18 protein-coding genes are annotated in these 24,840 nt (G+C 59.7%); 15 read left to right on the plus strand and 3 right to left on the minus strand.

Annotated features, from left to right (window positions below):
* The first annotated feature begins 132 nt into the window (after positions 1–132).
* From C1711_RS05805 to C1711_RS05845, 9 genes are all read left to right on the plus strand, one after another.
* Positions 133–1,569 (plus strand): YfcC family protein, encoded by a 1,437-nt coding sequence (locus tag C1711_RS05805; protein ID WP_102338196.1) that lies wholly within the window; start codon positions 133–135, stop codon positions 1,567–1,569.
* A gap of 74 nt (positions 1,570–1,643) precedes the next feature.
* The gene (locus tag C1711_RS05810) at positions 1,644–2,885 is read left to right on the plus strand and encodes an arginine deiminase (protein WP_102338197.1); all 1,242 of its coding nucleotides are present in this window, start codon (positions 1,644–1,646) and stop codon (positions 2,883–2,885) included.
* Between the two features lie 137 nt (positions 2,886–3,022).
* The gene (argF, locus tag C1711_RS05815) at positions 3,023–4,030 is read left to right on the plus strand and encodes an ornithine carbamoyltransferase (RefSeq protein ID WP_102338198.1); all 1,008 of its coding nucleotides are present in this window, start codon (positions 3,023–3,025) and stop codon (positions 4,028–4,030) included.
* A gap of 515 nt (positions 4,031–4,545) precedes the next feature.
* Positions 4,546–5,508 (plus strand): carbamate kinase, encoded by a 963-nt coding sequence (gene arcC, locus C1711_RS05820; RefSeq protein ID WP_102338199.1) that lies wholly within the window; start codon positions 4,546–4,548, stop codon positions 5,506–5,508.
* Positions 5,509–5,970: 462 nt separating this feature from the next.
* Complete coding sequence (locus C1711_RS05825; protein WP_102338200.1) at positions 5,971–7,437, plus strand: APC family permease; 1,467 nt, start codon at positions 5,971–5,973, stop codon at positions 7,435–7,437.
* Positions 7,438–7,602: 165 nt separating this feature from the next.
* Positions 7,603–8,880, plus strand: coding sequence for a metal-dependent hydrolase family protein (locus C1711_RS05830; protein WP_102338201.1), 1,278 nt, complete (start codon positions 7,603–7,605; stop codon positions 8,878–8,880).
* A gap of 330 nt (positions 8,881–9,210) precedes the next feature.
* Complete coding sequence (locus tag C1711_RS05835; RefSeq protein ID WP_234346298.1) at positions 9,211–10,602, plus strand: histidine kinase; 1,392 nt, start codon at positions 9,211–9,213, stop codon at positions 10,600–10,602.
* Positions 10,603–10,719: 117 nt separating this feature from the next.
* Complete coding sequence (locus tag C1711_RS05840; RefSeq protein ID WP_102338202.1) at positions 10,720–11,463, plus strand: LytR/AlgR family response regulator transcription factor; 744 nt, start codon at positions 10,720–10,722, stop codon at positions 11,461–11,463.
* Positions 11,464–11,567: 104 nt separating this feature from the next.
* Complete coding sequence (locus C1711_RS05845) at positions 11,568–12,512, plus strand: zinc dependent phospholipase C family protein (protein WP_102338203.1); 945 nt, start codon at positions 11,568–11,570, stop codon at positions 12,510–12,512.
* Positions 12,513–12,906: 394 nt separating this feature from the next.
* Here the strand turns inward: C1711_RS05845 and C1711_RS05850 are convergent, their stop codons facing one another.
* Positions 12,907–13,335 (minus strand): Hsp20/alpha crystallin family protein, encoded by a 429-nt coding sequence (locus C1711_RS05850; RefSeq protein WP_102338204.1) that lies wholly within the window; start codon positions 13,333–13,335, stop codon positions 12,907–12,909.
* A 425-nt stretch (positions 13,336–13,760) separates the two neighbouring features.
* Between C1711_RS05850 and C1711_RS05855 the strand changes: the two genes are divergently transcribed.
* The 3 genes from C1711_RS05855 (at position 13,761) to C1711_RS05865 (ending at position 17,685) form a co-directional block, all read left to right on the plus strand.
* Positions 13,761–14,258, plus strand: coding sequence for a hypothetical protein (locus tag C1711_RS05855; RefSeq protein ID WP_102338205.1), 498 nt, complete (start codon positions 13,761–13,763; stop codon positions 14,256–14,258).
* Positions 14,259–14,454: 196 nt separating this feature from the next.
* Positions 14,455–16,065 carry an MFS transporter gene (locus tag C1711_RS05860; protein WP_102338206.1) on the plus strand — a complete coding sequence of 537 codons (1,611 nt, stop codon included), beginning with the start codon at positions 14,455–14,457 and terminating at the stop codon, positions 16,063–16,065.
* 6 nt (positions 16,066–16,071) lie between these two features.
* The gene (locus tag C1711_RS05865) at positions 16,072–17,685 is read left to right on the plus strand and encodes an amidohydrolase (protein ID WP_102338207.1); all 1,614 of its coding nucleotides are present in this window, start codon (positions 16,072–16,074) and stop codon (positions 17,683–17,685) included.
* A gap of 212 nt (positions 17,686–17,897) precedes the next feature.
* Here the strand turns inward: C1711_RS05865 and C1711_RS05870 are convergent, their stop codons facing one another.
* On the minus strand, positions 17,898–19,733 hold the full coding sequence (locus C1711_RS05870) for a BglG family transcription antiterminator (RefSeq protein WP_102338208.1): 1,836 nt from the start codon (positions 19,731–19,733) through the stop codon (positions 17,898–17,900).
* Between the two features lie 185 nt (positions 19,734–19,918).
* Between C1711_RS05870 and C1711_RS05875 the strand changes: the two genes are divergently transcribed.
* A complete protein-coding gene (locus C1711_RS05875) occupies positions 19,919–21,550 on the plus strand; it encodes an MFS transporter (protein WP_234346299.1) in 1,632 nt (543 codons plus the stop codon).
* A gap of 48 nt (positions 21,551–21,598) precedes the next feature.
* Here the strand turns inward: C1711_RS05875 and C1711_RS05880 are convergent, their stop codons facing one another.
* Positions 21,599–22,432 (minus strand): MBL fold metallo-hydrolase, encoded by an 834-nt coding sequence (locus tag C1711_RS05880; RefSeq protein ID WP_234346369.1) that lies wholly within the window; start codon positions 22,430–22,432, stop codon positions 21,599–21,601.
* A gap of 246 nt (positions 22,433–22,678) precedes the next feature.
* Here C1711_RS05880 and tilS point away from each other — a divergent pair, with 246 nt between their 5' ends.
* Together tilS and hpt are read left to right on the plus strand one after the other, a co-directional pair.
* Positions 22,679–24,235 (plus strand): tRNA lysidine(34) synthetase TilS, encoded by a 1,557-nt coding sequence (tilS, locus tag C1711_RS05885; protein WP_199824850.1) that lies wholly within the window; start codon positions 22,679–22,681, stop codon positions 24,233–24,235.
* Between the two features lie 56 nt (positions 24,236–24,291).
* The gene (gene hpt, locus C1711_RS05890; protein WP_102338210.1) at positions 24,292–24,840 is read left to right on the plus strand and encodes a hypoxanthine phosphoribosyltransferase; all 549 of its coding nucleotides are present in this window, start codon (positions 24,292–24,294) and stop codon (positions 24,838–24,840) included.

The raw sequence follows: 24,840 nt of genomic DNA on the forward strand, positions 1-24,840 counted from the left end.
AAAACGTCAACTTAAAAGCCAAAAACCGCCCGTTTTGCTGCCGTCCACCCGCCGCTAACGGTACCCCTCTCACTTCGATGACAGAATGACGATGCCAAAAGAAACGGCTTGTCCCAAGTCAAAGGAGGAGAAATGGCAGGAGAGGGAAAGAAGCGGAAATTTACCGTACCTCACGTCTATACGATCATCTTCATCCTGATGGTCGTGTTCGCTGTGCTCACGTGGGTCGTACCTTCGGGCTCGTTCGATCGCGAGCTGGTCAACGGCCGCGAGGTTACCGTTGCCGGTACGTACACGGAGACCGACAAGGTGTTCGTGGACGAGGAGACCGGCGCTGAAGTCGATCTGCGCCAGGGCGTGTTCGACGTTCTGCAGGCGCCTGCGATCGGCATCCAGCAGGCGGTCGAGGTCGTCGCGTTCATCCTCGTGGTGGGCGGTTCGTTCCAGGTTATCACGGCAACGGGAGCCATCACCAGCGGCGTGTCTCGTATCGTGAGAAAGTTCAAGGATAAGGACATCCTGATCATCCCGATTTTGATGGCCGTCTTCGCACTCGGCGGAAGCACCTTCGGCATGGCCGAAGAGACCCTGCCGTTCTTCGCGGTCTTGCTGCCCATCGTGATGTCTATGGGCTTCGATTCCATCACCGCGTTCATGATCGTGTTCCTCGGTGCCCGTATCGGCTACATCGGCTCCACCGTCAATCCCTTCAACGTGCTCATCGCCCAGGGCATCCTCGGCATCCAGGGCAATCCGCAGCTGTGGCTGCGCATGATCGCCCTCGTTGTGCTTACGGTTATCGCCATCGCCTGGGTCATGATGTATGCCAAGAAGGTCCGCGCCAACCCCGAGAGCTCCGTTGCCTATCAGGACGACCTTGCCAAGCGCGAGGAGTTCCTCGCCGACGGCGACGCGCTTAACGCTGAGTTCACCGGTCGCCAGAAGGCCGTTATCGTCACGTTTGTCGTGGGTATGGTGCTCATCGTGTGGGGCCTTGTCGACCAGGGCTGGTACATGAACGAGATTGCCGGTATCTTCCTGGCCATGGGCCTTATCTCCGGTATCGTCTCCGGTATGAACGAGAAGGAAATCGCAGGTGAGTTCGTCAAGGGTATCGCCGATTTCGCCTTCTCCGCCATCGTCGTCGGTCTTGCTCGCGGTATTCTCGTCATCGCCAACAACGGCATGATCATCGATACGATTCTCAACGCTCTGGCAACTTCGCTCGCCGGCATGCCCGCGGTGCTGTTTACCAGCTTGCTCTATATGGTTGACAACCTACTTGCCATTCTGGTTCCGAGCTCGTCCGGCATCGCCGCGCTCACCATCCCGATCTTTGGGCCGCTCGTCGAGCTCATGGGTCTGAACCCCGAGGCCGCCGTCACCGCCATGTCTATGGGCAGCGCCGCCATGTCGCTAATCTGCCCCACGAGCGCCATCCTCGTCGCCGGTCTGGGCGTGTGCAAGATCCCTCTGAGTCAGTGGTGGAAGGTCATCTGGAAGTTCTTCCTGCTCATCTCTGTTGTCTGCCTCGTATTCTCCGCTATTTCCGGCATGCTGCCGGTGTAGGGCACGCATCAAGTACCTGCTTGTCAACGAGTAATCAACTCCCGTAGTTCACATACGAAAGAAAGGTGAAACCCATGAAGGGACTGAACGTCCATAGCGAAATCGGCGCGCTCAAGAAGGTTTGCGTGCATCGCCCCGGTCTCGATCTTGTCAATATGAAGGCGGAGGATTTCGAGCGCGTGTGGATTCACGACGCGTTCTATCTCGAGTACGCCCAGAAGGAGCACGACCAGTTCACCGACCTGCTCCGCGGCGCCGGTGCCGAGGTCGTCTACATGGAGGACCTGCTCGCCGAGACCTTCGACGCCAACCCGGCGGTTCGCGATGAGTTCCTGGGCACGTTCCTCGCCGAGAGCAACATCAAGAGCACCGCGCTTCGCCAGGCGGTTCAGGAGAAGCTTTCCTCCATCAAGGACAACAAGGAGTTCGTCCTCGCTGCCATGGGTGGCCTCTACTACCGTGATCTCGAGATCCCTCACACGGCTCGCACGCTCTCGATGATGAACAACGAGGACGTCAAGCCCGACGAGATGGTCCTGTTCCCCATGCCCTCGTCCTACTTCTCCCGCGATCCGCTGGCCGTCGTGGGCCACGGCGCCGCAATGCACCGCATGTACTGGCCGCAGCGCAACCGCGAGGTCATCTTCTACGAGACCGTCCTGCGCAACCACCCCGATTACGTGGGCAGTCCCATCTGGTACGACCACAACAGCGAGTGGACCATCGAAGGCGGCGACGTGCTGAACATCAACGCCACGACGCTTGCCATCGGTATCTCCCAGCGCACCACGCCCGAGGCCATCGATCAGCTTGCCAAGAACCTTTTCTGGGGTCCGGGCAACTCCGAGATTGAGACCATCTACGCCATCAACATCCCGTGCGGCTATGCCTACATGCACCTTGACACCGTGTGCACGCAGATCGACTACGACAAGTTCACCGTGTACCCGGGTATCTACCAGACCATGCGCGTGTACCGTCTGACCCGCGGTGCCGTTGAGGGCGAGGTGGCAATCGAGGAGCTCGAGACCACCCTGCAGCATGCGCTCGAGATGGCGACCGGCGTGGATCACATCACGATGATCGAGTGCGGTGGTGGCGATCCCATCGAGGCTTCCCGCGAGCAGTGGAACGACGGCTCCAATACGCTGGCCGTCGCCCCTGGCAAGGTGTGCGTCTACGAACGCAACGTGGTGACCAACGACGCCCTATATAAGGCAGGCGTTGAGCTGCTGGTTGCTCCGTCCGAGGAGCTCTCCCGCGGCCGTGGCGGCCCGCGCTGCATGACCATGCCGTTCTGGCGCGAGGAGATCTAAGTCGTCTTTTCGATGAGGTCGGCGCCCATTCCTTCTTCCGTATCGGGCGTCCGCCTCTTTTATGGACGATGCCTTTGCCTCCACATCGTCCCGTTCGATTGCCCAGATTTCAGCTTTTCATACGAAAGGATTTCACCATGGGACTCTCACTTTCCGGCCGCAGCTTCTTGACTCTGCTCGACTATTCCACCGAGGAGATCGAGTACCTGCTCGATCTCGCCCGCGACTTCAAGAACCTCAAGCGCACGGGTACCCCGCACAAGTACCTCGAGGGCAAGAACATTGTGCTGCTCTTTGAAAAGACCTCCACACGCACCCGCTGCGCCTTCGAGGTGGGCGGCATGGACCTCGGCATGGGCGTGACCTACCTCGACCCGGGCTCGTCCCAGATGGGCAAGAAGGAGTCCATCGAGGACACCGCTCGTGTGCTCGGCCGCATGTATGACGGCATCGAGTACCGCGGTTCCGATCAGACGCTTGTCGAGGAGCTCGCCGCCAAGGCCGGCGTGCCCGTGTGGAACGGTCTCACCAACGAGTATCACCCCACCCAGGCGCTTGCCGACATTCTTACCATGCGTGAGGAGTTCGGCGATACGCGCGGTATGAAGCTCACCTACCTGGGTAAAGAGCAGGGCAACGTGAGCGATTCCCTCATGGTCATCTGTGCCAAGCTCGGTATCAACTTCTGCTCTTGCGGTCCCAAGGGAGACGTCGAGGGTGCCACGCATTTCCCTGCAGAGCTGCTCGAGCGCTGCCAGGCCATTGCCGCAGAGAACGGCTGCACCATCCAGCTCACTGACAGCATCGACGAAGGCGTGAAGGACGCCGATGTCATCTACACCGACGTGTGGGTTGGTATGGGTCAGTCCGAGGAACTGTGGAAGAGCCGTATTGATCTGCTGTCTCCGTATCGTGTGACTCCTGAGGTTATGGCCAAGGCGAATCCCAACGCTATCTTCATGCACTGCCTTCCCAGCTTCCACGACACCAACACCACCATCGGTGCCGACATCGCCGAGAAGTTCGGCGTCACCGAGATGGAGGTTTCCGACGAGGTGTTCGAGTCCAAGCAGTCGCGCGTGTTCCAGGAAGCTGAGAACCGCATGCACACCATCAAGGCGGTCATGTACGCGACACTCAAGTAAGAGCTGTTGAAACCAAACGCCAGGCGAAGAGGGTATCTGCGCTCTTAGGTGGGACTTCCGATATATTCGGAAGTCCCTTTTTCATGAGATCGGCAGCTGGTGCGACGTCCGCATGTGGGTGGGTCTCGCGTCTGTTCGATGAACGGGTTTTCTCCCATTTTGAAGCGAGCCTTATCTGAACGGGGACGTCTCTTCGAGCAGCAACGGCACGCTGAAAAACGGCGATGCATATTCGTGAATCATCTATCACAGTCTTGTGACGATAGTTTTGTAAAAATGTATAAAAATGCTTGCTTGAATTGTGGGCGCGGACAACGGGGAAAACGCTTTTTGGAGTTCTTCACAAAAAGACAAAAAGTCGCATGATGCGGGGTACGTCCACCCTTATTTTTTAGCCGTTTGCCTAAGGAATTCTGTAGCAAATGTGCTGTCGATTTATTCGCGGTATATTGCATAAAGTACTTTAGCCAGTGAATACATTTCACTGGTTTCCTACGGAAAGAGAAGAGGTTGTTATGTCCAAGCCCCTCGGCAAGCCCGATCGCGTCGTCGTCGCCCTTGGCGGCAACGCCCTCGGCAACACCCCCGAAGAGCAGATCGAGAAGGTCGGCAACGCCGCCCACGCTCTTCTGGGCCTCATCGAGCAGGGTAACGAGATCATCATCACCCACGGCAATGGCCCGCAGGTCGGCATGATTCAGAACGCCTTCGCCGCTGCTCACGACGCCATCGGTACCCCTTCCATGGACCTGCCCGAGTGCGGCGCCATGTCCCAGGGCTACATCGGTTACCACCTGCAGCAGGGCATCGGCCGCGAGATGCACAAGCGCTATAAGCGTTGGCACGCCGCCACCGTCGTCACCCAGATCGAGTGCGACCCCGACGATCCCGCGTTCGCCAATCCCACGAAGCCGATCGGCCCGTTCTACACCGAGGAGCAGGCCAAGGAGATCATGGCCGAGAACCCCGAGATGACCTTCGTTGAGGACTCCGGCCGCGGCTGGCGTCGTGTTGTCGCCTCCCCCGAGCCCAAGAAGATCGTCGAGGCCGACTCCATCCTCAACCTGCTTGACAACGAGTTCATCGTCATCGCTTGCGGTGGCGGCGGCATCCCCGTGGTCCGCGACTACAACAACAAGGGCTGCTACAAGGGCGTTGCCGCGGTTATCGACAAGGACCTGGGCGGCGAGCTCCTCGCTGAGGACTGCAACGCCGACGTCCTGTTCCTCCTGACCGCCGTTGAGCACGTCGCCATCAACTTCGGTAAGCCCGATCAGCAGGAGCTCGAGGAGCTCACCGCTGATGAGGCCGAGAAGCTCGCTGACGAGGGTCAGTTCGGCAAGGGCTCCATGGAGCCGAAGGTCCGCGCTGCCATCAAGTTCGCTCGCAGCCGCAAGGGCCGCACCTGCATCATCGGTGCTCTCGACAAGGCCGCTGAGACCATGGCTGGCCTCTCCGGCACCCGCATCGTCGGCTAATCGCCGCGCGGCATAACGTCGTTATGGGCGCCCCCGCTTCGAGCGGGGGCGCTTTTTTTGTTGCTTGAGATAAAGCCCTCAGAGCATATCGTCCGAGGAGAGCGCTTGAGATACCTGCGGGAATGAGCCTACATGCCATACGTCTACAAGCAGTATGTCTACATGCCATACGCCTACATGCTGTATGCCCGGGGATCGTTCCCCAGCGCCCTCCGCGTTCGTTATCGTAAGTTTTGTCCTTGAGTGGCTTTCTTGCCGATTCCCATATCCGAATCCTGCCGCTCGTCCTAAAATCGTGTCCGCTCGTCTGCGCGCGTCCATCGTAGGTCGAGATGAATGAGCCCTGCGAATGGCGCGGTCATATTCTGCAGTTGTCAACAAACCGCACGGCAAAAAGGAGCGTGCGGAAACCCGGACAGCGCAGTCCCGCGCTCGTCCCCAACAGCAGAAAGGAGGCATGCTATGGCGGATACCACTACTGCTTCCGAGCAGGGCGGCATGAAGAAGACCCTCTCCCTGTGGAACTTCTTTACCATCGGTTTCGGTGCCATCATCGGAACTGGCTGGGTGCTGCAGGTCGGCGACTGGATGGTCGTGGGCGGCGGTCCCGTTCCCGCTATGATCGCATTCCTTCTGGGCGCCATCGCCTTGGTGCCCGTCGGAGCGGTGTTTGGCGAGCTGACGGCTGCCATCCCCGTGTCGGGCGGTATTGTCGAGTACGTCGACCGCACGTTCGGCCGCACGGCATCCTACATCACCGGTTGGCTTTTGGCCCTCGGTAACGGCATCCTCTGCCCGTGGGAGGCCATCGCCATTTCCACCCTCGTGTCCGACATGTTCGGCAGCCTGCCTGGTCTTGAGTGGCTCCGCGCCATCAAGCTCTACACCATCCTCGGCGCCGACGTGTATCTGTTCCCCACGCTGATTGCCCTGGCTTTTGCCTGCTACGTGATCTTCCTCAACTTCCGCGGTGCCAGCTCCGCAGCCAAGCTGCAGGCGTTCCTCACCAAGGCTCTGCTCTGCGGCATGTTGCTCGCCATGGGCGTCTCCATCGTCACTGGTTCTCCGTCGAACGCCATGCCGGTGTTCTCCCAGGTCTCCAATGCCGGCGGCGGCGTCGCTGCTACTGAGAGCAACAGCCTGCTCGCGGGCATCGTCTCGGTCCTCGTTCTGACCCCGTTCTTCTACGCGGGCTTCGACACCATTCCTCAGCAGGCTGAGGAAGCTGCCGAGGGCCTGAACTGGAACAAGTTCGGCAAGATCATCACCTTGGCCCTGCTCGCCGCTGGCGGTTTCTACATGGTGTGCATCTACTCCTTCGGCACCATCCTTCCTTGGGGCGAGTTCGTCGAGCAGCCCGTTCCGGCGCTCGCCTGTCTCAAGAACATCAACATGATCCTCTACATCGCGATGCTCATCATCGCAACGCTTGGACCCATGGGCCCCATGAACTCCTTCTATGGCGCCACGAGCCGCATCATGCTCGCCATGGGCCGCAAGGGCCAGCTCCCCGAGCAGTTCGCCGAGGTTGACGAGAAGTCCGGCGCTCCCAAGCTCGCTTGCATGGTCCTCGCCGTCATCACCGTGGTCGGCCCCTTCCTAGGCAAGAACATGCTCATCCCGCTGACGAACGTCTCGGCTCTGGCATTCATCTTCTCCTGCACCATGGTTGCCCTCGCCTGCTTCAAGATGCGCTTCACCGAGCCCGATTTGCCTCGTCCCTACAAGGTCCCCGGCGGCAAGTTCGGTATCGCCATGGCCATCCTCGCCGGCTCGGTCATCATCGGTCTGCTGGTCGTCCCCTTCAGCCCCGCGTCCCTCAACATGGTTGAATGGTCCATCGTGATCGGCTGGCTGGTCGTGGGCATCGCGCTCATGTTCTTGACCAAGTCTCGTCAGACCAACGCGGCTTGCGAGAGCAACGCCTAGTATCAGGCAGCTCGCTGTGATCAACAGCGAAAGAAATACCCGCGGAGGGTGCGCTTCCCAAAGCAACCTCCACCCAATGGGAGCAATCCTCTAGGGGGCGCCGCTCAGATTGCGCTCTCCCGTGAGGTATGCAATAAAAACTCGTTCCAAATAAGGAGGAACAACATGGGTAAGAACTACGCGATCGTTGGTGGCAAGCTCATCGACGGCACCGGTGCCGCACCGGTCGAGAACTCCCTGGTTCTCGTCAACGAGGACGGCAAGATCGAGTACGCCGGTGTCCACCAGGACGTGCCCGAGGGCTACGAGGTCATCGACGCCGCCGGCAAGACCGTTATGCCCGGCCTGATCGATACCCACCTGCACTTCTCCGGCAACCTCACCGACGACGACACCGACTGGGTCATGCAGCCGCTCCTCGAGAAGCAGGCCGTCGCCGTCAAGCAGGCCTATGACTGCCTCACCCACGGCCTGACCACCGTGTGCGAGATTGGCCGCTTCGGCATCCAGGTCCGCGACTGCATCAACAAGGGCGTCTTCAAGGGCCCGCGCGTCCTCGCCACCGGCCTCGGCTTCTGCCGCGTTGCCGGCCACGGTGACTCCCATCACTGCAGCCAGCTCGAGAACAAGAACTCCCACCCCTGGGGCGACCAGGTCGACGGTCCGTGGGATCTGCGCAAGGCCGTTCGTCGCCGCCTTCGCGAGAACCCCGACGCGATCAAGATTTGGGCTACCGGCGGCGGCATCTGGCGCTGGGACTCCGGTCGCGACCAGCACTACTGCGCTGAGGAGATCAAGGCCGTCATCGATGAGGCCAAGATGGTCGGCATTCCCGTGTGGAGCCACTGCTACAACTCCCACTCCGCCGCTTATGACTCCGTCCGCTTTGGCTGCGAGCAGCTGATCCACGGCTTCGATATCGACGAGCGCACCATGGACCTCATGGCCGAGCAGGGTACCTTCTTCACCCCGACGATTGCCTTCCTGCCCACCTGGTACTCCACCTATCCGCCCGTGTACGTCCCCGAGCTGCACGACAAGTACGAGGGCACCCTCGTCGAGAAGGAGCTCCAGCGCAACTACGACTGCCTCCGCGAGGCCAAGAAGCGCGGCGTCGTTATGACCATCGGCTCCGATTCCTTCTCCTTCGTCACCCCGTACGGCACCTGCTCCATCGAGGAGATTTACGAGTTCGTCGACAAGATCGGTTTCACCCCGGTCGAGTCCATCACCTGCGCAACCCTCAACGGCGCCAAGATGTGCCACATCGAGGACGAGACCGGTTCCATCGAGGCCGGCAAGTGCGCCGACCTGCTGGTCGTGAACGGTGACGTTGCCGCTGACATCCACGTTCTCAACACCGACAACATGGACGTCATCATGAAGGACGGCTGGATCGTCGATGCCGGCACCTTCGGTGAGGGCAACAAGTACTCCGAGTAACAGCCCCTTTCTTTTATCCCCGCCGGTTCCAACGCTCATTTCTTCCTGCTTACATCGAATTGAGATGTGCAGAGCGTTTGGGACCGGGCGGGGTTTTGGCGTTTCGCGATGCGAGGTTTGCAGTGCGTGGCGCACGATACGTGCGCGACACGCGAGACCTGCGATGCGCGATGCGCGGCGACATGCTGGTACCAAAGCTTCGGTCGCTGGGCGTCGCTTATCGCAATGTTTGTTGCGGAGCGTTAAGATGGCTGGGGAAATCGGTGAGATTCGGGGGTTAGGTTGAAGCTCAACCTGTTGAGGCAAAGAAATCAGACGAAGTATTTCCGCGTGGCGCAGACCTGGGCGCTGCGCGGTCTTGTCGCTTGTGTGCCCATGCTGCTGATTCTTCTGGCAGCGGAATGCGCGACGAGCACCAATCCCGTGCCGGCGGTTGTCACCATTGCCGGCCTTGTGCTGCTGTGCTTCTTCTTCGCCTACGTGTTCGTCGTGCCCGACGACTTCTCGCTTTCGGCGACGGACCGCACGCTCGGCATCGCGAGTAAGATCTTCGCCTACACGCGCCAGGGCCTCACGCCAGAGGCCACCTTGGGCGCCTGCCAGCTCATTTTGCCCGAAACGCTTGCCTCTTCCATCTGCATCACCGACGGCACCAAAGTGCTGGCGAGCTGGGGAGAGGATTCAGATAAGTGTCCTCCCGGCCAACCTATCGTACTGGACACTACGTTGCGCGCCATCGAGACCAAGCGCATGGAGGCGTTTGCGCGCGAAATGTACGATCCCGGCATGAAGGAATACCACTTCTTCAAGCACCTCCACGCCGGCATTGTTGCGCCGCTCATCGTGCGTGACCGCTGCATGGGCACCTTCGAGTTGTACTACTCGCGCTATAGCGACATCGACGCACGTCAGATGGCTTTGGCCCGCGGTTTTGCCGAGCTCATCTCCACACAGCTGGCAAGTTTTGAGTTGGAGCGCCAGGAAGAAGTGAGCGCGCGCATGGAGCTGCGTGCGTTGCAATCCCAGGTCGACCCGCATTTCTTGTTCAACACCATCGGCACGATCGTGTCGCTCGTACGCACCGAGCCGGAAAAAGCGCGCTCGCTACTCATCGACTTCTCAAATTACTATCGACAGACGCTTTCGAATTCCGAGACGCTTACGTCGTTGGAAAAAGAGGTCGAGCAGGGCATCCGTTACATCAACCTCATGCAGGCGCGCTATGGCGAAGGGCGCCTGCGCTTATCGGTGGACCTTGATCCCGAAACGCTCGACAGTCGCGTTCCGCCGTTCATTTTGCAGCCGCTGCTCGAGAACTGCATCAAACATGCCATGCGTGAGACCGACCCGCTTTCCATCGCCCTGTCGTCGCACGAGACCGACGATGGCGTTGAGCTCGTGGTGGAGGACGATGGCATCGGCATGGATGAATACACGCAGCGGTATCTGTTTGATACAAAACACCTGAATAACGAGGCGAATAGCGGCAACGGCGTGGATGTCTCGACAAGCAGGCGAGATGCCTGTACGACGGCGGACGGATCGCTCAAGCGCGGCGGAGGCCTGGCACTTTCCAACGTTTTGATGCGCATCCACTTCTTTTTCGGCGAAGAGTCGGGTATACGCGTTTCGTCCAGGTTGGGTGTGGGCACGCGCATCACCGTTGACTTGCTGGGCGAGCCGCATGAGCCCGAGGGAACGATGCTGCCTTCGGTACAGTAGAGGCGAAGGAGCTCGCTCGGGGTTTCGCATACAATGGTCCGATGTCCAAGTAACGTGTATGGGGTTTGAGATTCATGTCAGAACGCTCTGGCGAGCCGGGGCACAAGAGGGGGAACGATGGCAGATCAGCAGGGTTGGAATGTTTTGATCGTGGACGACGAGCCTCCTATTCGCTCGGAACTCGCCTATCTGTTGGGCCAAGATGAGCGCGTGGGAACCATCGACGAGGCGGGCGGTGCAACCGAGGCCATCGAGAAGATCCTTGCCGACAAGCCCGATGTGCTGTTCCTCGACATCCAAATGCCCGGTACGAGTGGCGTGCAACTTGCCGACATCCTGAACAACCTCAAAAAGCCCCCTGTGGTGGTGTTTGTAACAGCGTTTTCCGAGTACGCCGCTGAGGCATTCGAGCTGAACGCCACCGATTATGTGCTTAAACCCGTTGAGCAGGAACGTCTCGCCAAGGCGCTCGACAAGATCGATGCCACGCTCGCGGCGCGCAAACCTGCGCCTTCGGGGGCGGCCACCCGTCGTATCCAAGGTGAGCGGAATGGCAAGCGCACTTACTTATCGGTGAGCGACATCTCATATATCGAGGCGAAAGCAGACTACTCCTTTGCGTACACGCAGTCTGGGGGATACCTGGTAAACGAGTCGATCTCCACGCTTGAGCAGCGTTTGCAGGATGAGGGTTTCATCCGGGTGCACCGCAGCTATTTGGTGAACATCGACGATGTGCGCGATATCGAGGTCGCCAAACAGAGCGGTTTGATTCAGCTGACGCTCGAGCGCAGCGGCGCGTGCATTCCGGTGAGTCGCCGTCGCGCCGCGACCGTGCGCAAGCAGCTTGGATTGAATTAGGGGTTTGCCGCCCGTCGCGCTTGCTCGTTTTGCGCCGTGGGTGATTGGGCATAATAAGGTGCGAACGACTTTGGCGTATCGAACAGCGTATCGAAGGAGCTCTCATGCCTGCGCTTATGACCCATCATTTGTTTGGCGAGGAAAGTATTGAACGTCTGCCCGAGGGGCTTATTTCCACAGACGACGAGCGCATAGCGTTTTTGCTGGCAAACCAGGGTCCCGACCCGTTCTTCTTCCGCTTCCGCACGCCCAATTCCTCAACATGCATGGACTTGGGTCGCGTGATGCACCGCTCGCGCATGTCCCGCACGTTCGCCGCGCTGCGCGATGGCGTGGCGCATCTTCAACCGCACGATGCCGGCGTGGGCCGCGCCTGGGTTCTCGGCCTGCTTTCCCACTACGTGCTCGATCGCACGGTGCATCCGTTTGTGTATGCGCAGCAGTGGGGGATTCAGGAGGCAGACCCCGAGCTCGATGCTGCTTCGGACAAGGTGCACGCGGTCATCGAAACTGACCTCGACCTGCTCATGCTGCAGCTCAAACGTAATGGTGCCACTACGGCGGACTATCCTCCCGTGTGCGAGCTCGTTACCACCGACCGCGTTAACAAGGTTGCTGGTGCGCTCACGAGTTTTGTGGCGAGCAGCGTTTACGATTTCAAGGTGGGCGCCAACGAGTACGGCGGGGCGGTGGCCGACATGCAGCTTGTGTATCGCCTGATTGAGCCCGCGGGTTCTCCGAGTTCGAATCTCATCGCAAGAATCGAGCGGCTCAAGGGCGGCTATTCGCTGTTCCAGGCGCTGGCTCACCCTGTCACCACCGAGGTTCCCGCCGGTGCGGGCAACTTGGCGCACCACATGTGGGTCAACCCCTTCACCCATGAGGTGAGCAACGAGAGCTTCCCCGAGATGTTCGAGCTCGCGCTCGACGACTACGGCGTCACGGCGGCTCGCTTTATCGAGACGGGTGACATGGAGGCCGTGACGCGCCATCTCAACTACTCGGGCCGACCGCTCGACGCCACCGAGGAATTCGATCGCGAGGAATAGGCGGGCGCATCATTTTAAGTAATATCGCGGGTGGTGTACGCACATGCACATGGGCGCTTTGAGTCTTTGCGCGGCATCGTTCATGCAACGAGGCAGGGTTTTCGTACTGCTATCCGCAATTATCGAGTAGACAAGGTGTTTGTGATAGAAGAGCCGCAGGTCAAAAGCTTGCGGCTTTCTTGTCTACTTGAACCGTTCGTGAACCAATACCAAAACCCTATCTCGGTGCAAGTGGGGCCGCCAGAATTCTTGTTTTTTGCTCTTGCTTAAAAGAGCAATCGTTCAAAGAGCAACGTTTTCTACGATTCAAACAGAAAAGGGCCCGGCACCTGTTGGTACCGGGCCCTGTGTTATCGCGTCTAACGAAGGAAAGTGGGGGTTCGCGGCCGTTAGACTAGTCGATGGCGATCTTGGTGACGTTCTTCTTCTCGACGAACTTGGGAACATGGACGGTGAGCACGCCGTCGGCGAACGTGGCGGAGAGGCCCTCGCTTGCGGCATCCTTAAGATACACGCCGCGGGTTGCGCTGTAAGACGTGAACTCGCGCTGCAGGTAGTTCTTGCCCTTGTCCTCTTCCTTCTCCTTCACTTCGACGGAAATGGACAGACGGCCCTCGTTGAGCTCGACGTCCAGATCGTCCTTGGACACGCCCGTGAGATACGCCTTGATCTCGTAGGAATCGCCTTCGTCAACAACGTCGATGGGGAACGCTTTGGCGGTAAGTGCGGTGCGCGGGAGGTCCATCATGTCGTCGAAAATGTCGAACAGGGAATTGGAAACGGGAAGAACGCTGTAACCCTGACGATACGGAACCATTGCCATAATCAATCACTCCTTTGTGATGCGCGCCGGCTGTTTGTTCGCCGGCGCTTTTCTGTACGACTCCGTTATTCCCGCCGTGCAGCGCAATATACCCGAGAACGCAGATTTTTTAAGCGTCACAGTATCATCAAATCTAAGTGTATAAGACTTAGGTTTGTGAGGTGTGAAATGAGGGCTATGTAATAGGTGAGTGCTGCGGAAGAGGGATGCTGTTGAGGGTGAAGTGAGCCTTGCCGTATCTACGGCAATCGTTGTGGCCTGGTGGCGGAAGCCCCGAGGATACACTGTGTCCCGCAAAATCGTAAAGCACAAGGCATATGAGGGTGAAATCTCGTAGGAACGGGACCTCGGCAGGGATGAAGCGTCGCTGCAAGATGTGCCCGTGCGCAGCGTCTCGTAAAGAGGCGTGTTGAGAAGGGAACAACATGGCAGCAGCACCGAAAGAGTACAAGAGCTACCTGGCAAACAAGTGCATTGTCGGCTACGGAATCATCAACGGCATCGTGAACGCCGCTATTTTCTTTGGCATGAACGCTTCCAATCCCGACGTGACGTTTGCTGCCAACAAGGTCGTTGAGGAGATCGTCCTCACCGGCGCCCTCCTCGGCCTCATCCTGACCTGGTGCGTCGTGCCGCTTACCAAGGTTGACCTGCGCAAAAACGTCTACAAGGCCGAGGCCGACCGTAATGGCATCGTGGCAAAGCTCCCCGGCGGTGCCTTTACGCTGTCCATTCCCGTGGGCATCATCGCGGCCGTGCTCGCCGGTGCCCTGGCCTGGGTCTTTACGCTGGTGCTTCCCATGCCGCTGACCCGTACCGGCATGATGATTTTCAAGGGCTGCATGTGCGCCGTCGTGGGTGCCGTGTCCGGCTACCTGGTCGTTACGCGCACTACCGCGGGTTTTGAGCCTGCTGCTGAATAAGGCAAAGGGCAAAAGGTTGCCGTATCTACGGCAAGTGTCCTGCTCATTGGCATGCGCGTCGCGGCATATTCTGTGGTCGTTTCAAATGTCCGTACCTGAATCGCTGCATGCGCGCAAGGGGAAACGCGCGCTCCGACAAGGTCGGATGGACTGTGTGGGAAGGCAGATGCCTTCCGGGAAGAGAAAGGAAGAAGCAATGGCGTCTTCTGCAGTTAAGAGCGAGGCGAAGGAGGACAAGTTTCTCGTCCTCCCGATTCTCGTTCTGATCCTTGCCCAGATGGGCACTTCGGGCGACAACGGCGCGCTCTCGCTTGCCGCCACCGCCCTGACCCAGGACCTTGGCGCAACCGTCGCCGACATCCAGCTCGCCAATATGGTGTACTCCCTCATGGCCGGCGCCTTCATGATCGCCGGCGGCCTCATGGGTACCATCATTGGCTGGAAGAAGAACTTCCGCATCGGTGCTGCCCTGTGCTCCATCGGTGAGGTCGTCCTCGCCTTCGCCCCCAACATGACCATCTTCATTTGGGGCGGCCGTATCCTCGTCGGCTTTGGCGCTTCCTTCATGATTCCGTCCGTCCTGGGCTTGGTCCCGAAGATGTACTTCGGCAAGAACCGCGTGCTCGCCTTCGGCTGCATCGGTGCCGCTTCCGGTCTGTCTGCCCTGCTCCCGCTGGTCCTCGGCGTTGTTATGGAGCTCGCCGGCATGAAGGCCACCTTCCTGACCCTCGCCGTCTATTTCGCCATGGTTCTGCTGCTTTCCTTTAAGCTCCCCGCAATCGAGCAGAACGATGGCAAGCTCAAGTTCGACGGCATCGGCGTGGTGCTCGCCGCTTTGGGCCTGTTCCTGTTCCTCGTGGGCATTTCCCGCATCTCCGCGTGGGGTCTTGTCCAGTCCTTCCCCGGCGCTCCCTCCATCGGCGGCTACTCGCCCGTCATCCCCATGGTTATCGCTGGCATCATCATCCTTGCTGTTCTCGTTGTCGTTGAGAAGAAGGTCGAGGCCAAGAACGGTCTTGCCCTTCTGCCCCAGTCCTTCCTCAAGACCCCGCAGGTGCTCGCTGGTCTTGCGGCTTCCGCCATCACCTTCTTTTTCATGGGCGTCCAAGCCATCCTCATGTCTCCTTATCTGCAGCTCGTTGCCGGTTGGTCTGCCATTTCCGTGGGTGTGACCTCCATCGTTACCGGCGCCCCCACGTTCGCGTTCTCCATGGGTATCCCCAAGGTCGCCCCTAACGCGAACCCTCGCCGCGTTATCCAGATCGGCTACATCGTCATGGCAGCCGCCCTTGGTGTCATGGCCCTGGCCGTCACCGTCACCGGCGTGAACAACGCCATGATCTACCTCGGCGCCTTCCTTGCCGGTTCCGGCGCGGGTATCGTGTCCTCCCAGGCCAACAACGTCGTTGCCCTTGCCGTGAACGAGCGTGACGCCGCCCAGTCCGGCGGCATCCAGACCACCATGCGCAACGTGGGCCAGGCCCTCGGCATCGCGTTGCTCGGCGCCGTCCTTCTCTTCGGCATCACCAACTCCGTTAAGGCTGAGGCCGCTTCCAGCCCGGTTATTTCCGCAGAGGTCAACGAGCAGCTCGCCGACATGAACTTCTCGCTCGTTTCCGACGAGAACTTCGAGGCCCAGATCGCTGGCATCGACATGACCGACGCCGAGCGCACCGAGCTCGTCAAGATCAACCAGAACTGCCGTTACGACTCGACCCGCTTTGCCTACGGTGTTGGCGCTGTTATCATCCTCGCTGGATTGCTGACCACTCCCGCAATCAAGATCTTCAAGAAAGAAGAGGCGTAAGCCATCATGAAGAAGCTGTATTTCAACGGTGAGTTCCTGCCCATGACAGGCGAGGGCGACACGTTTGAGGCGCTTGTCGTCGAGGACGGTATCATCGCCTTCACCGGTTCGCTCGACGAGGCGCGCGCTTTTGCGGGCGATGCCGAACAGATCGATCTCGAAGGCGCCTGCCTCATGCCCGGTCTCATCGACCCGCACAGCCACATCTCCGGTTCCAACCAGTATGTGGTTGCCGCGCAGCTCGAGAATTGCAAGAGCTTCGACGAGATCATCGATGCCCTGAATGAATTTGCCGAGCGCAACAACATCGGCGAGGATAGCGTGATCATGGGTGTGGGCTACGACCAGAACAGCCTGGTCGAGGGCCGTCACCCCAACCGTCACGTGCTCGACCAGGTTTCCATCGAGATTCCGGTCATGATTACCCATGCCTCTTCGCACATGCTGGTGGCCAACTCCAAGCTCGTTGAGCTTACGGGTCTTACCGCTGAGACCCCCGACCCCGAGGGCGGCCGCTACGGCCGTGAGGACGACGGCGTCACGCCGGACGGCTATTGCGAGGAGCCGGGCGCCATGTGGCCGGTCTTTGGCATCGTTCAGCCGCGCCAGAAGTTCGACATGGACAAGCTCATTCTCGACATGCAGGACGTTTACCTGGAGCACGGCATCACCACCTGCCAGGAAGGCGCCACCACGGCCGACCACGCGGACATGTTCGCCGGGTTTGCCAAGAAGGGCCTGCTCAAGATGGACGTCGTGAGCTATCCGATGTTCGGCGAGGACGTTGATGGCATGATCGCCAAGAACGCCGAGTTCGACAGCCATGAGTACACAGGTCACTTCCGCTTTGGCGGCCTCAAGATGTTCTTCGACGGTTCTCCGCAGGGCCGCACCGCGTGGATGACTGAGCCGTACGCGCTCGGCGACGAGGGCGAGGGCTACTGCGGCTACGGTACCGTGTCCGACGAGGACGCCTACAACTTCATGCGCAAGGCCATCGACGGCAACTACCAGCTGCTCGCCCACACCAACGGTGATGCGGCTGCCGACCAGTACCTGCGCGTGTACAAGCGCGCCCTGGCCGATTCGCCCAACCCCGAGAAGGCCAAGCTTCGTCCGGTCATGGTGCACTGCCAGACCGCGCGCCGCGACCAGTATGAGCAGATGCCCGAGATCAACATGGTTCCGACCATCTTCGCAAGCCACATCTGGTATTGGGCTGACGTGCATCTGAAGAACTTCGGCAAGGAGCGCGGCTCCCGCGTGTCCGCCGTCCGCGATGCGATTGATTGCGGCCTGCGCCCGACGTTCCACACCGACTGCCCGGTGCTGCGCCCGAATCTCTTCGAGGCCGTTTGGTGCGCCGTGAAGCGCGTGACCAAGGGTGGCGTGCAGCTTGATGAGTCGCAGAAGATCACCGTGTACGAGGGTCTTGAGTGCATCACCAAGAACGGTGCCTACCAGTATGGCGAGGAGGATCGCAAGGGCACGCTCGAGGTTGGCAAGCTCGCCGACTTCTGCGTGACCGAGCACAACCCGCTCAAGGTCGACATCGACGACCTGCGCGACCTTAAGGTTCTCGAGACCATTAAGGAAGGCGAGACCATCTGGAAGGCGTAATGCCTAACAGGCGGTGAACCAACGCGATCCCGGCATGGCATCCGTGCTGCAGTGATGCGGGTGTCGTGCCGGTTGCTTGAATCGAAACGGTGCGCATGCTTTCGCGTGCGCGCCGTTTTTTATATGCGAAGGTCGGGTTGCTTTTGCTGGGTCCGTTTCGCACAAATCAACCTCACGGCAGTGTACGGGGCGAGTTTTGCAAGCCCACTCCGTTACAGCCTGTTGGGAACGAGTCCCTTTGAGACGAGCTGACGGCGGAAGGTTGTTGAGACAGCCCCCAAAATGCGCTCGTCAGCAGGGGAGACGGTGAGCACCGCGACGTGTCGAACCCTGGTGCTCCAGAAAGGAACCTGCACGTCTACCTCGTAAATCATGCTGCCTGTTTGCGCGATTTCGTGCGAAAACAGCGTAAAGATGAGCGTGGGCCCGCACAAGAAGGTGGCCATCTCAAAGCACGAACGAAATTCTTCTTCTGCACCGCGCCACAATCCGTCTTCAATGAGTGCCAAGCGTAAAGCGACGATAAACGATTCGAAATCGTTGCAGTCGAGTTCGCGGCTCGTCAGGCTATCGAGCGCCGTTGCCTCTCCCTGTGCGCGCTGTTGCGAAATCGAGAGGATGGTGTCGTTGATATGGCGACGATCCTCCTCGGTGATGGCGTTGCTGATTATCGCAACGGGCAGCGTCGATTCGATGGGGTCAAACGACACGAGGAAGTCGAGGCCGTCGAGCGCCCTGCCACCCTCCATTTGTTCCTGTTCGGGAATCACACGTACCACACGCGTGAAGGGTAGGAGGCGCTCAATACGATCACGCGCGAAAAACACCTGCTCAACACCGCAATTTGCCACAAGTCCCACGCGCCAGGCATCGCTTACGGAAAGGTCGTCCATAAAATTGAGGAGAAGCATGGCGATGCGCGTGCAGTCCGTCTCATACAACGATAGTTCCGCCAAAGAAGGCGTATCGCGGATAATCTGGCAGATGCGCATGAACGTCGTCATGTTTTCAAAGTGCACCGTCCACGTGGTTTCAAGTGGCAGCGCAATGGCACGATGGAGGTTTTGACGCAGTGCGCCGGCTTCGATAAGCAGAGCGAGCGGCTTGTACAAATGTGCTGGGGGTCGTTTGTCATAGTGCTCTCCCAGCGAACGGTAGAGATCGTCGGCAATCAGCGCGGCTTCGCGGCTCGGCGTGTAACTGTCCTGGAAGTCGGGCGTCCATTGGCGCGCGGCGACCGAAAACACCTCCACAATGACCGCACGCTCTCCGCTGCGCAGCGAAACACCGTAGTGCCGTTCCAGGTTTGTCGCAAATCGCGTGAACACAGGTGGAATCGCTGCGGCGCGACTAGGGACTTCATGTCCCTTACGGATACGCAATATGGCAACCTGAAGGTAGGTTGCGAATTCGTGGCGCGCGTTGTCGGTGATATGGCGCTCGAGCGCGCGTTCCACTGTGTCGATCTCGTTGTAGAGAAACTCCCGGTCAGGGCCGAGCAGTTGGGGCTCTATGCGGCGTTTCATGGCGGTTGGGGCGAGTTCAAACAGGTTGTGTGCCACGAAGAATCTGATGTTCTCCTCAGGGCCCGCTATCGCGAGATGGCGCTTGCGCTGTATCGATGCACCGTAGGGGGCAAGCATCTCGTTCCATGCGGCGATATCATCTTGTGCCTGCTGTTTGTTGGTGAGGATAGCGCGGGCGAGTGTCTCGATGGTGTAGTTTTGCGTGGAGTCGCAGATGAGCAGCAGGATGCCTCGATAAAACCGGTCGAGCGCCGGGTCCATGGCGAGTGCGTACTCTTTAACAAGGCCAAGGACGCGCTCGCGCTCGGCGGGGGCGATTTCTATCTTGAGGCCGTTGCCGCGTTTTGAATCGGTCCGCGCTGCGATGCCGGTTTTTTCTAAAAACGCGTTGACGGCTTGGATGTCGTTGCGCACCGTGCGCTCCGAACATGAAAGCGCGCGAGCGAGTTCGATGGTAGGCGTATACGAAGTCGAGGAGACGAGCAATTTGAGCAGCGCCGCTTGGCGTCGATTGATATTCATCGCATACCTCATTTCGCAGGATTACCTCTTATAGTAGTGTGCGCGATTACGTTTTGGCTTGCTGCACTAGTTTTGCCACATATACGGCAAAGTAAGTGGTCAGAACCACGATGCCCATTTCTTACGATATGGGTGGTGTTTTTATGAGGAAAGCATCACTGAGCGCAGTTAGATGGTGGTTGATCGTGAAAGCTGCAAGCGGGTCCGAGGTCAAATCCGATACATCTCGTTCCAGTGCGCGTGCTGCCGCATTTATGTCCTTGGCGGTGCTCGCTCTTGCCCAGTTGGGCGTCTCGGCCGAAAACGGAGCGTTCTCCGTTGCGATGTCCGAAATGATGCGCGTTTTCTCCTGCTCGGTTTCAGATGTCCAGCTTGCGAGTACGGTGTACTCGCTTATGGCGGGCACTTTTATGCTGGCCAGCGGCTTACTCGGCATTATGATCGGCTGGCGTCGTCTGTTCGTCGCCGGCGTGATCCTTATCACGGGCGGCGAAGTGGTTGCGGCGGTTGCCCCCACCATTGATGTGCTCATTTGGGGCGGACGCATGCTCGTGGGCGTGGGCGCCAGCTTGGTGATTCCCTCGGTGTTGGGCATGGTCCCGCTGTTGTTCGAGGGCGCTCAGCGCAAGCAGGCGTACGGTGTGATTGCCGGCTCAGCGGCGCTTGCCACCATCGTTCCCATTCCGCTCGGCATGCTTATCGACAACTTCGGATTCCGTGTCACATTCGGCATTCTCGCAGGCTATTTCCTAATTCTTGCAGTGGCGAGCCGCGCGTTGCCCCCTTCGTGTCCGCATGAATCCAAGACGTTCGATATTCCGGGCATCATCCTCGCTTCACTTGGCTTGTTCGCCGTGATGTTCGGTCTTTCGCGCGTGTCTGCCTGGGGTGTCACGGAGCCGTTGCCCACCGCTCCGTTCACCATTGCGGGGCTTTCTCCTGCGCTTTTCATTGCCGGTGCCGGCTTGGTGCTGTTGGTGGTTCTCGTTCCGGTTGAGGCGTGGATGGAGCAGCGTCGAGGTGTGGCGCTGTTGCCCTCTTGCTTCGTGCGCAACGCGCAGGTTCGCTCTGGTCTCGTCGCCATCGCGCTTCCGTTTTTCTACATGGGCGCCCAGGGTCTGGTGGCAACCTCGTTTTACCAGCTGGTTGCAGGATTCGATGGAACCAAGACAGCACTGCTGGGAATCATCTCGGGCGTGCCGATGCTCTTGCTCGCCACGTTCCTTCCGCGTAAGTTCCCGCACCTTAATCCCTGGGCTGTCGTGCGCTGCGGTTATATCTCCATTGCCGCGAGTGCGCTGTTGACCGCCTTCGGCGTGCGCGAATCGTCGCTTTCTCTCGTTATCCTAGCTGGCACGTTGTTGGGCGGCATCGGCGTTGGATTGGTGAACTCGCAGGCGAACAACTTGGTTGCGTCTGCGGTGCCCGCTCGCGCCGCGCAGCAGTCGGGCGGCATTCAGGGCGCGGCCCGCAACCTCGGTCTGGCGCTTGGCGCAGCCGCTATGGGTTCGGTGCTGCTCATTGCGGTGAATACCGGTTTGGACGCACGCGTGAATTCGCTTACAACGCTGCCCGAGTCTGTGCAAAGTGCGCTCGAAGATGTTGTGTACACCTATGAAAGTGACGCCATGTTTGCGCGGAGTCTCGAGGCGCTCGGTGTTGACGATGCGGATGCCGAGCAGCTCATGGAGGACAATCGTGAGGTGCGTGCCAATGCGGGCGCCATGGCGATGGGCACCGTAGCGGCGGTTTCCGCCCTTGCGCTGTTCACGACGTTTCCCAGGCGCAAACAGGAGGAGCTGCAGCCGACGCAATAGCTGCCTGGAAAGAGCAGTGTGCGAGAAGCGGATACGCCTGTTTTGAAGTTAGAGCACAGAAATCGGGCGGTTTTGGCCGGCGGAGCGAATGTACAGGTCGGGTAGGCCATCTCCGCGCATCAACGTGGCGCTTGAACCCAGCTCGTTGTCGAGCTCTGCGCCCACGGCGTTTGCCATCGCACGCACGGCAAGGCTCGGACGGTTGTTCTCCTGTGAGATATGCATGGCAACCACGTGCTCGGTGCGATCGCTAATCAGCTCGGTCAACGCCGTGGCCGCCTGCTCGTTGGACAGGTGCCCGCGCTCGGACAGGATGCGGTCTTGCAGCACGCGAGGATACGAGCCCGTTCGCAGCATGGGAACATCGTGGTTAGACTCCAACGCAAGGATGCGCACGTCAGCGAGCAGGCGCATGGCCTCGGGCAGCAGAACGCCCGTATCGGTGGCGTAGCCGATCGCATCGCCGCCGCGGGTAAAGCGAAAACCCACGGGATTCACCACGTCATGCGAGGTCGAAAACGTGTCGATACGCACTCCGCATACCTCAAACGAGTCGCCCGGGTCAAAGCAACAAAAGGGCAGGCAGTCGAGGTATTTGCGCACTGCCGCCGTGCCCGTGCTCGCATAAAGCTCCCCATCGAATCGCTTGCACCATACCGAGACGCCGCTCACATGGTCGGAATGCTCGTGCGTGAGAATGAGCGCGCGGACTTCGTCCTCGCAAAGTCCCAGCTCGTGCATGCGCTTGAGCGTTTCACGACGCGAAAAACCGTTGTCGATCATGATGAGCCCGTCTGGCCCCTCCACGAGCGCGCAGTTCCCCCGTGATCCGCTGCCAAGGATATGAAGGTGCAGGTTGTTGCTGCCCCGACTGCCGCCCAGGCTGCTTGCGTCCTGCTTGCGGGCACCCGCGTCCAGGTGCAGGTTGTCGGTGCTTGCGCTGTGTGCCACGGTTCTCGTGCCTCCAATGGATACAATGCATATCAACGTGCGGGCAAGTGGCAAGACGTCCAAGGAAACGCTGTGCCCGCAGATGGACGATTACGATACAGGACCCGTGGGCTGCGCGTGTTTGGAAAGGATGCGCGGCACAACGCGGGCAATGCACGTTGAACGGAAAGGCCGCCCATGCCCACGGTTTCACAGCGCTATGGTTCCCGCCGCTTTGCAGTTCCCGCAGCAGGCTCGCGTGCACACACTCACGCGGACGAGTTGAGGGCCCCAGTGGTTCTCATGGTATCAGGTGGTGCGGACTCTACCGCGTTGGTCCTTCTCGCGTGCACGGGTGCGCTCGACATCGACGACGGACGCGGGGTTGCGCGCATCGCCCGCGAGCGCCTGCACGTACTCCATATCAATCATCACCTGCGCGGTGCCGCCTCTGACGCCGACGAGGTGTTCGTGCGCGACCTATGCGCCGGCCTCGGTTTGCCGCTTTGCGTGGAACACGCGCACTTCACCGAGATCAACGGGCAAAATCTCGAAGCCGCAGCACGAGAGGCACGCTACGCGGCGGCTCGTCGCTATGTGCGCGAGCTGTCTGAAGAAGCGGGTACTCCGCGCTCGGCAGCGCGTATCCTAACAGCCCATACTGCGAGCGATCGTGCCGAGACGTTTTTCATGAACGCCATCAAAGGGTCGGGCGCTGCGGGGCTCTCCAGCATCCCGCGCAGACGTAACATCATCGTGCGTCCGCTGCTCGACCACACGCACGCCGAGCTCGTGCGCTACCTTGAGGTCGCAGGTCAACCCTGGCGCGAGGACGAAAGCAACCAGGACACGAGCTACCTGCGTAATTTCGTACGTCATCGCATCATGCCGCTCGCTACCGAGCGCAACGAGAACGTGGCAAAAGCCGTTAGCGCGGCGTGCGATTTGCTCGGCGACGAGGACGCCTTCATGTCGCAGCTTGCCGCCACAGCGCTGCGCAGCTGCACGCGCCGTTCTCAAGCGGGTCTTATCGTGCTCGACGCCACACGCCTCGCCGCCTCCGAGGTTGCCATCGCCCGTCGTATGATTCGCGTTGCGGTGAAGCAACTCGCCCCCGATGCGCGCCTTGAGATGCGTCACGTCGAGGCGGTTCTCGCGTGCGTGGCTCGTGGGGAAGGTTCGCTCACGTTGCCCGAGGGCATCGATGCACGTATGGAGTTCGGTACGCTTTCGCTGCGCACGCCCACCGCGCGTGAGACGCTGCCCGTTGGGTGGCTTGCCGTTCCGGGATCTATGACGCTTTCCGCCGGTATGAGGCTCAGCGCCGCGCTTCTGCGCGTTCCCGCTGGTGCGGACCCCGTCGAGCTCGCTCGCAACGCCGAGCCGGGCGCGGTGTACGTGGACGCTGCGGCGCTGGGTTATGCGGAGCGAGATTTGGGCCGCATGCTCGAGGGCAATCCGGGCAAGGACGGTATTCCCGCCGAGGCTCGTTCCGCGCGCCTGTGGGTCGACGCGCCGGAAGCGGGCGACATGCTGTGTCCTCTCGGTATGCAGGGACGCAGTAAGAAGCTCTCCGACCTGCTCAATGAGGCTCAAATCCCGTTGGCGGAGCGTGCGGCGACGCCGGTGGTCCGCACGGGGCCGGGTGGCGCAATCGTGTGGGTTGCAGGCATTCGCCTCGACGACCGCTTTAAGTGCACCGCATCCACGCGCGTGCTGGTAAAATTACTGTTTCGCCCTGTTCGCGGGGCATGATGCGCCCCATTGGGGTATGCTGCAAACGTCAAACAACACGCCGAGAAAGGGCAACCATGGAAACCATGCATCCAGATGTCGAGGAAATCCTGTTTTCCCAGGAGGAGATCGCTTCGATGGTAAAGCGCCTGGGCGCTCAGATTTCTGAGGACTACAAGGGCAAGGACCTGGTGCTCATCGCGGTTTTGCGCGGTGCCGTCGTCTTCATGGGCGATTTGATGCGCGCTATCGACAATCCGCTCGCCATCGATTTCATGGCTGTGTCGAGCTACGGTGATGGTGCCAAGTCCTCGGGCGTGGTCCGCATCATCAAGGACCTCGACATCGACATCAAGGGCCGCGACGTGCTCATTGTCGAGGACATCCTCGACTCGGGCCTCACCCTCAAGTACCTCATGAAGAATCTTTCCAGCCGCAAGCCCGCCTCGCTCGAGGTCTGCACGTTCCTGTGGAAGGACGTTGAGGGCAAGCAGGCTGCTGTCAATCCCAAGTACGTGGGCACGCATTGCCCCGACGCCTTTGTGGTGGGTTACGGTCTCGACTTTGCCGAGCATTACCGCAACCTCCCGTATGTGGGCGTTCTCAAACCGGAGGTTTACGCTTAG

Source organism: Collinsella provencensis (genome assembly GCF_900199705.1).
In the GTDB taxonomy this organism is placed as follows: Bacteria; Actinomycetota; Coriobacteriia; order Coriobacteriales; family Coriobacteriaceae; genus Collinsella; species Collinsella provencensis.

What these genes read in the sequence shown, in the direction of transcription:
- argF (WP_102338198.1), top strand. Translation starts at nt 3,023, where the DNA reads ATGGGACTCTCACTTTCCGGCCGCAGCTTCTTGACTCTGCTCGACTAT.
- C1711_RS05810 (WP_102338197.1), top strand. Translation starts at nt 1,644, where the DNA reads ATGAAGGGACTGAACGTCCATAGCGAAATCGGCGCGCTCAAGAAGGTT.
- C1711_RS05830 (WP_102338201.1), top strand. Translation starts at nt 7,603, where the DNA reads ATGGGTAAGAACTACGCGATCGTTGGTGGCAAGCTCATCGACGGCACC.
- C1711_RS05825 (WP_102338200.1), top strand. Translation starts at nt 5,971, where the DNA reads ATGGCGGATACCACTACTGCTTCCGAGCAGGGCGGCATGAAGAAGACC.
- C1711_RS05860 (WP_102338206.1), top strand. Translation starts at nt 14,455, where the DNA reads ATGGCGTCTTCTGCAGTTAAGAGCGAGGCGAAGGAGGACAAGTTTCTC.
- C1711_RS05855 (WP_102338205.1), top strand. Translation starts at nt 13,761, where the DNA reads ATGGCAGCAGCACCGAAAGAGTACAAGAGCTACCTGGCAAACAAGTGC.
- C1711_RS05845 (WP_102338203.1), top strand. Translation starts at nt 11,568, where the DNA reads ATGCCTGCGCTTATGACCCATCATTTGTTTGGCGAGGAAAGTATTGAA.
- C1711_RS05870 (WP_102338208.1), bottom strand. Translation starts at nt 19,733, where the DNA reads ATGAATATCAATCGACGCCAAGCGGCGCTGCTCAAATTGCTCGTCTCC.
- hpt (WP_102338210.1), top strand. Translation starts at nt 24,292, where the DNA reads ATGGAAACCATGCATCCAGATGTCGAGGAAATCCTGTTTTCCCAGGAG.
- tilS (WP_199824850.1), top strand. Translation starts at nt 22,679, where the DNA reads ATGCCCACGGTTTCACAGCGCTATGGTTCCCGCCGCTTTGCAGTTCCC.
- C1711_RS05865 (WP_102338207.1), top strand. Translation starts at nt 16,072, where the DNA reads ATGAAGAAGCTGTATTTCAACGGTGAGTTCCTGCCCATGACAGGCGAG.
- arcC (WP_102338199.1), top strand. Translation starts at nt 4,546, where the DNA reads ATGTCCAAGCCCCTCGGCAAGCCCGATCGCGTCGTCGTCGCCCTTGGC.
- C1711_RS05840 (WP_102338202.1), top strand. Translation starts at nt 10,720, where the DNA reads ATGGCAGATCAGCAGGGTTGGAATGTTTTGATCGTGGACGACGAGCCT.
- C1711_RS05850 (WP_102338204.1), bottom strand. Translation starts at nt 13,335, where the DNA reads ATGGCAATGGTTCCGTATCGTCAGGGTTACAGCGTTCTTCCCGTTTCC.
- C1711_RS05805 (WP_102338196.1), top strand. Translation starts at nt 133, where the DNA reads ATGGCAGGAGAGGGAAAGAAGCGGAAATTTACCGTACCTCACGTCTAT.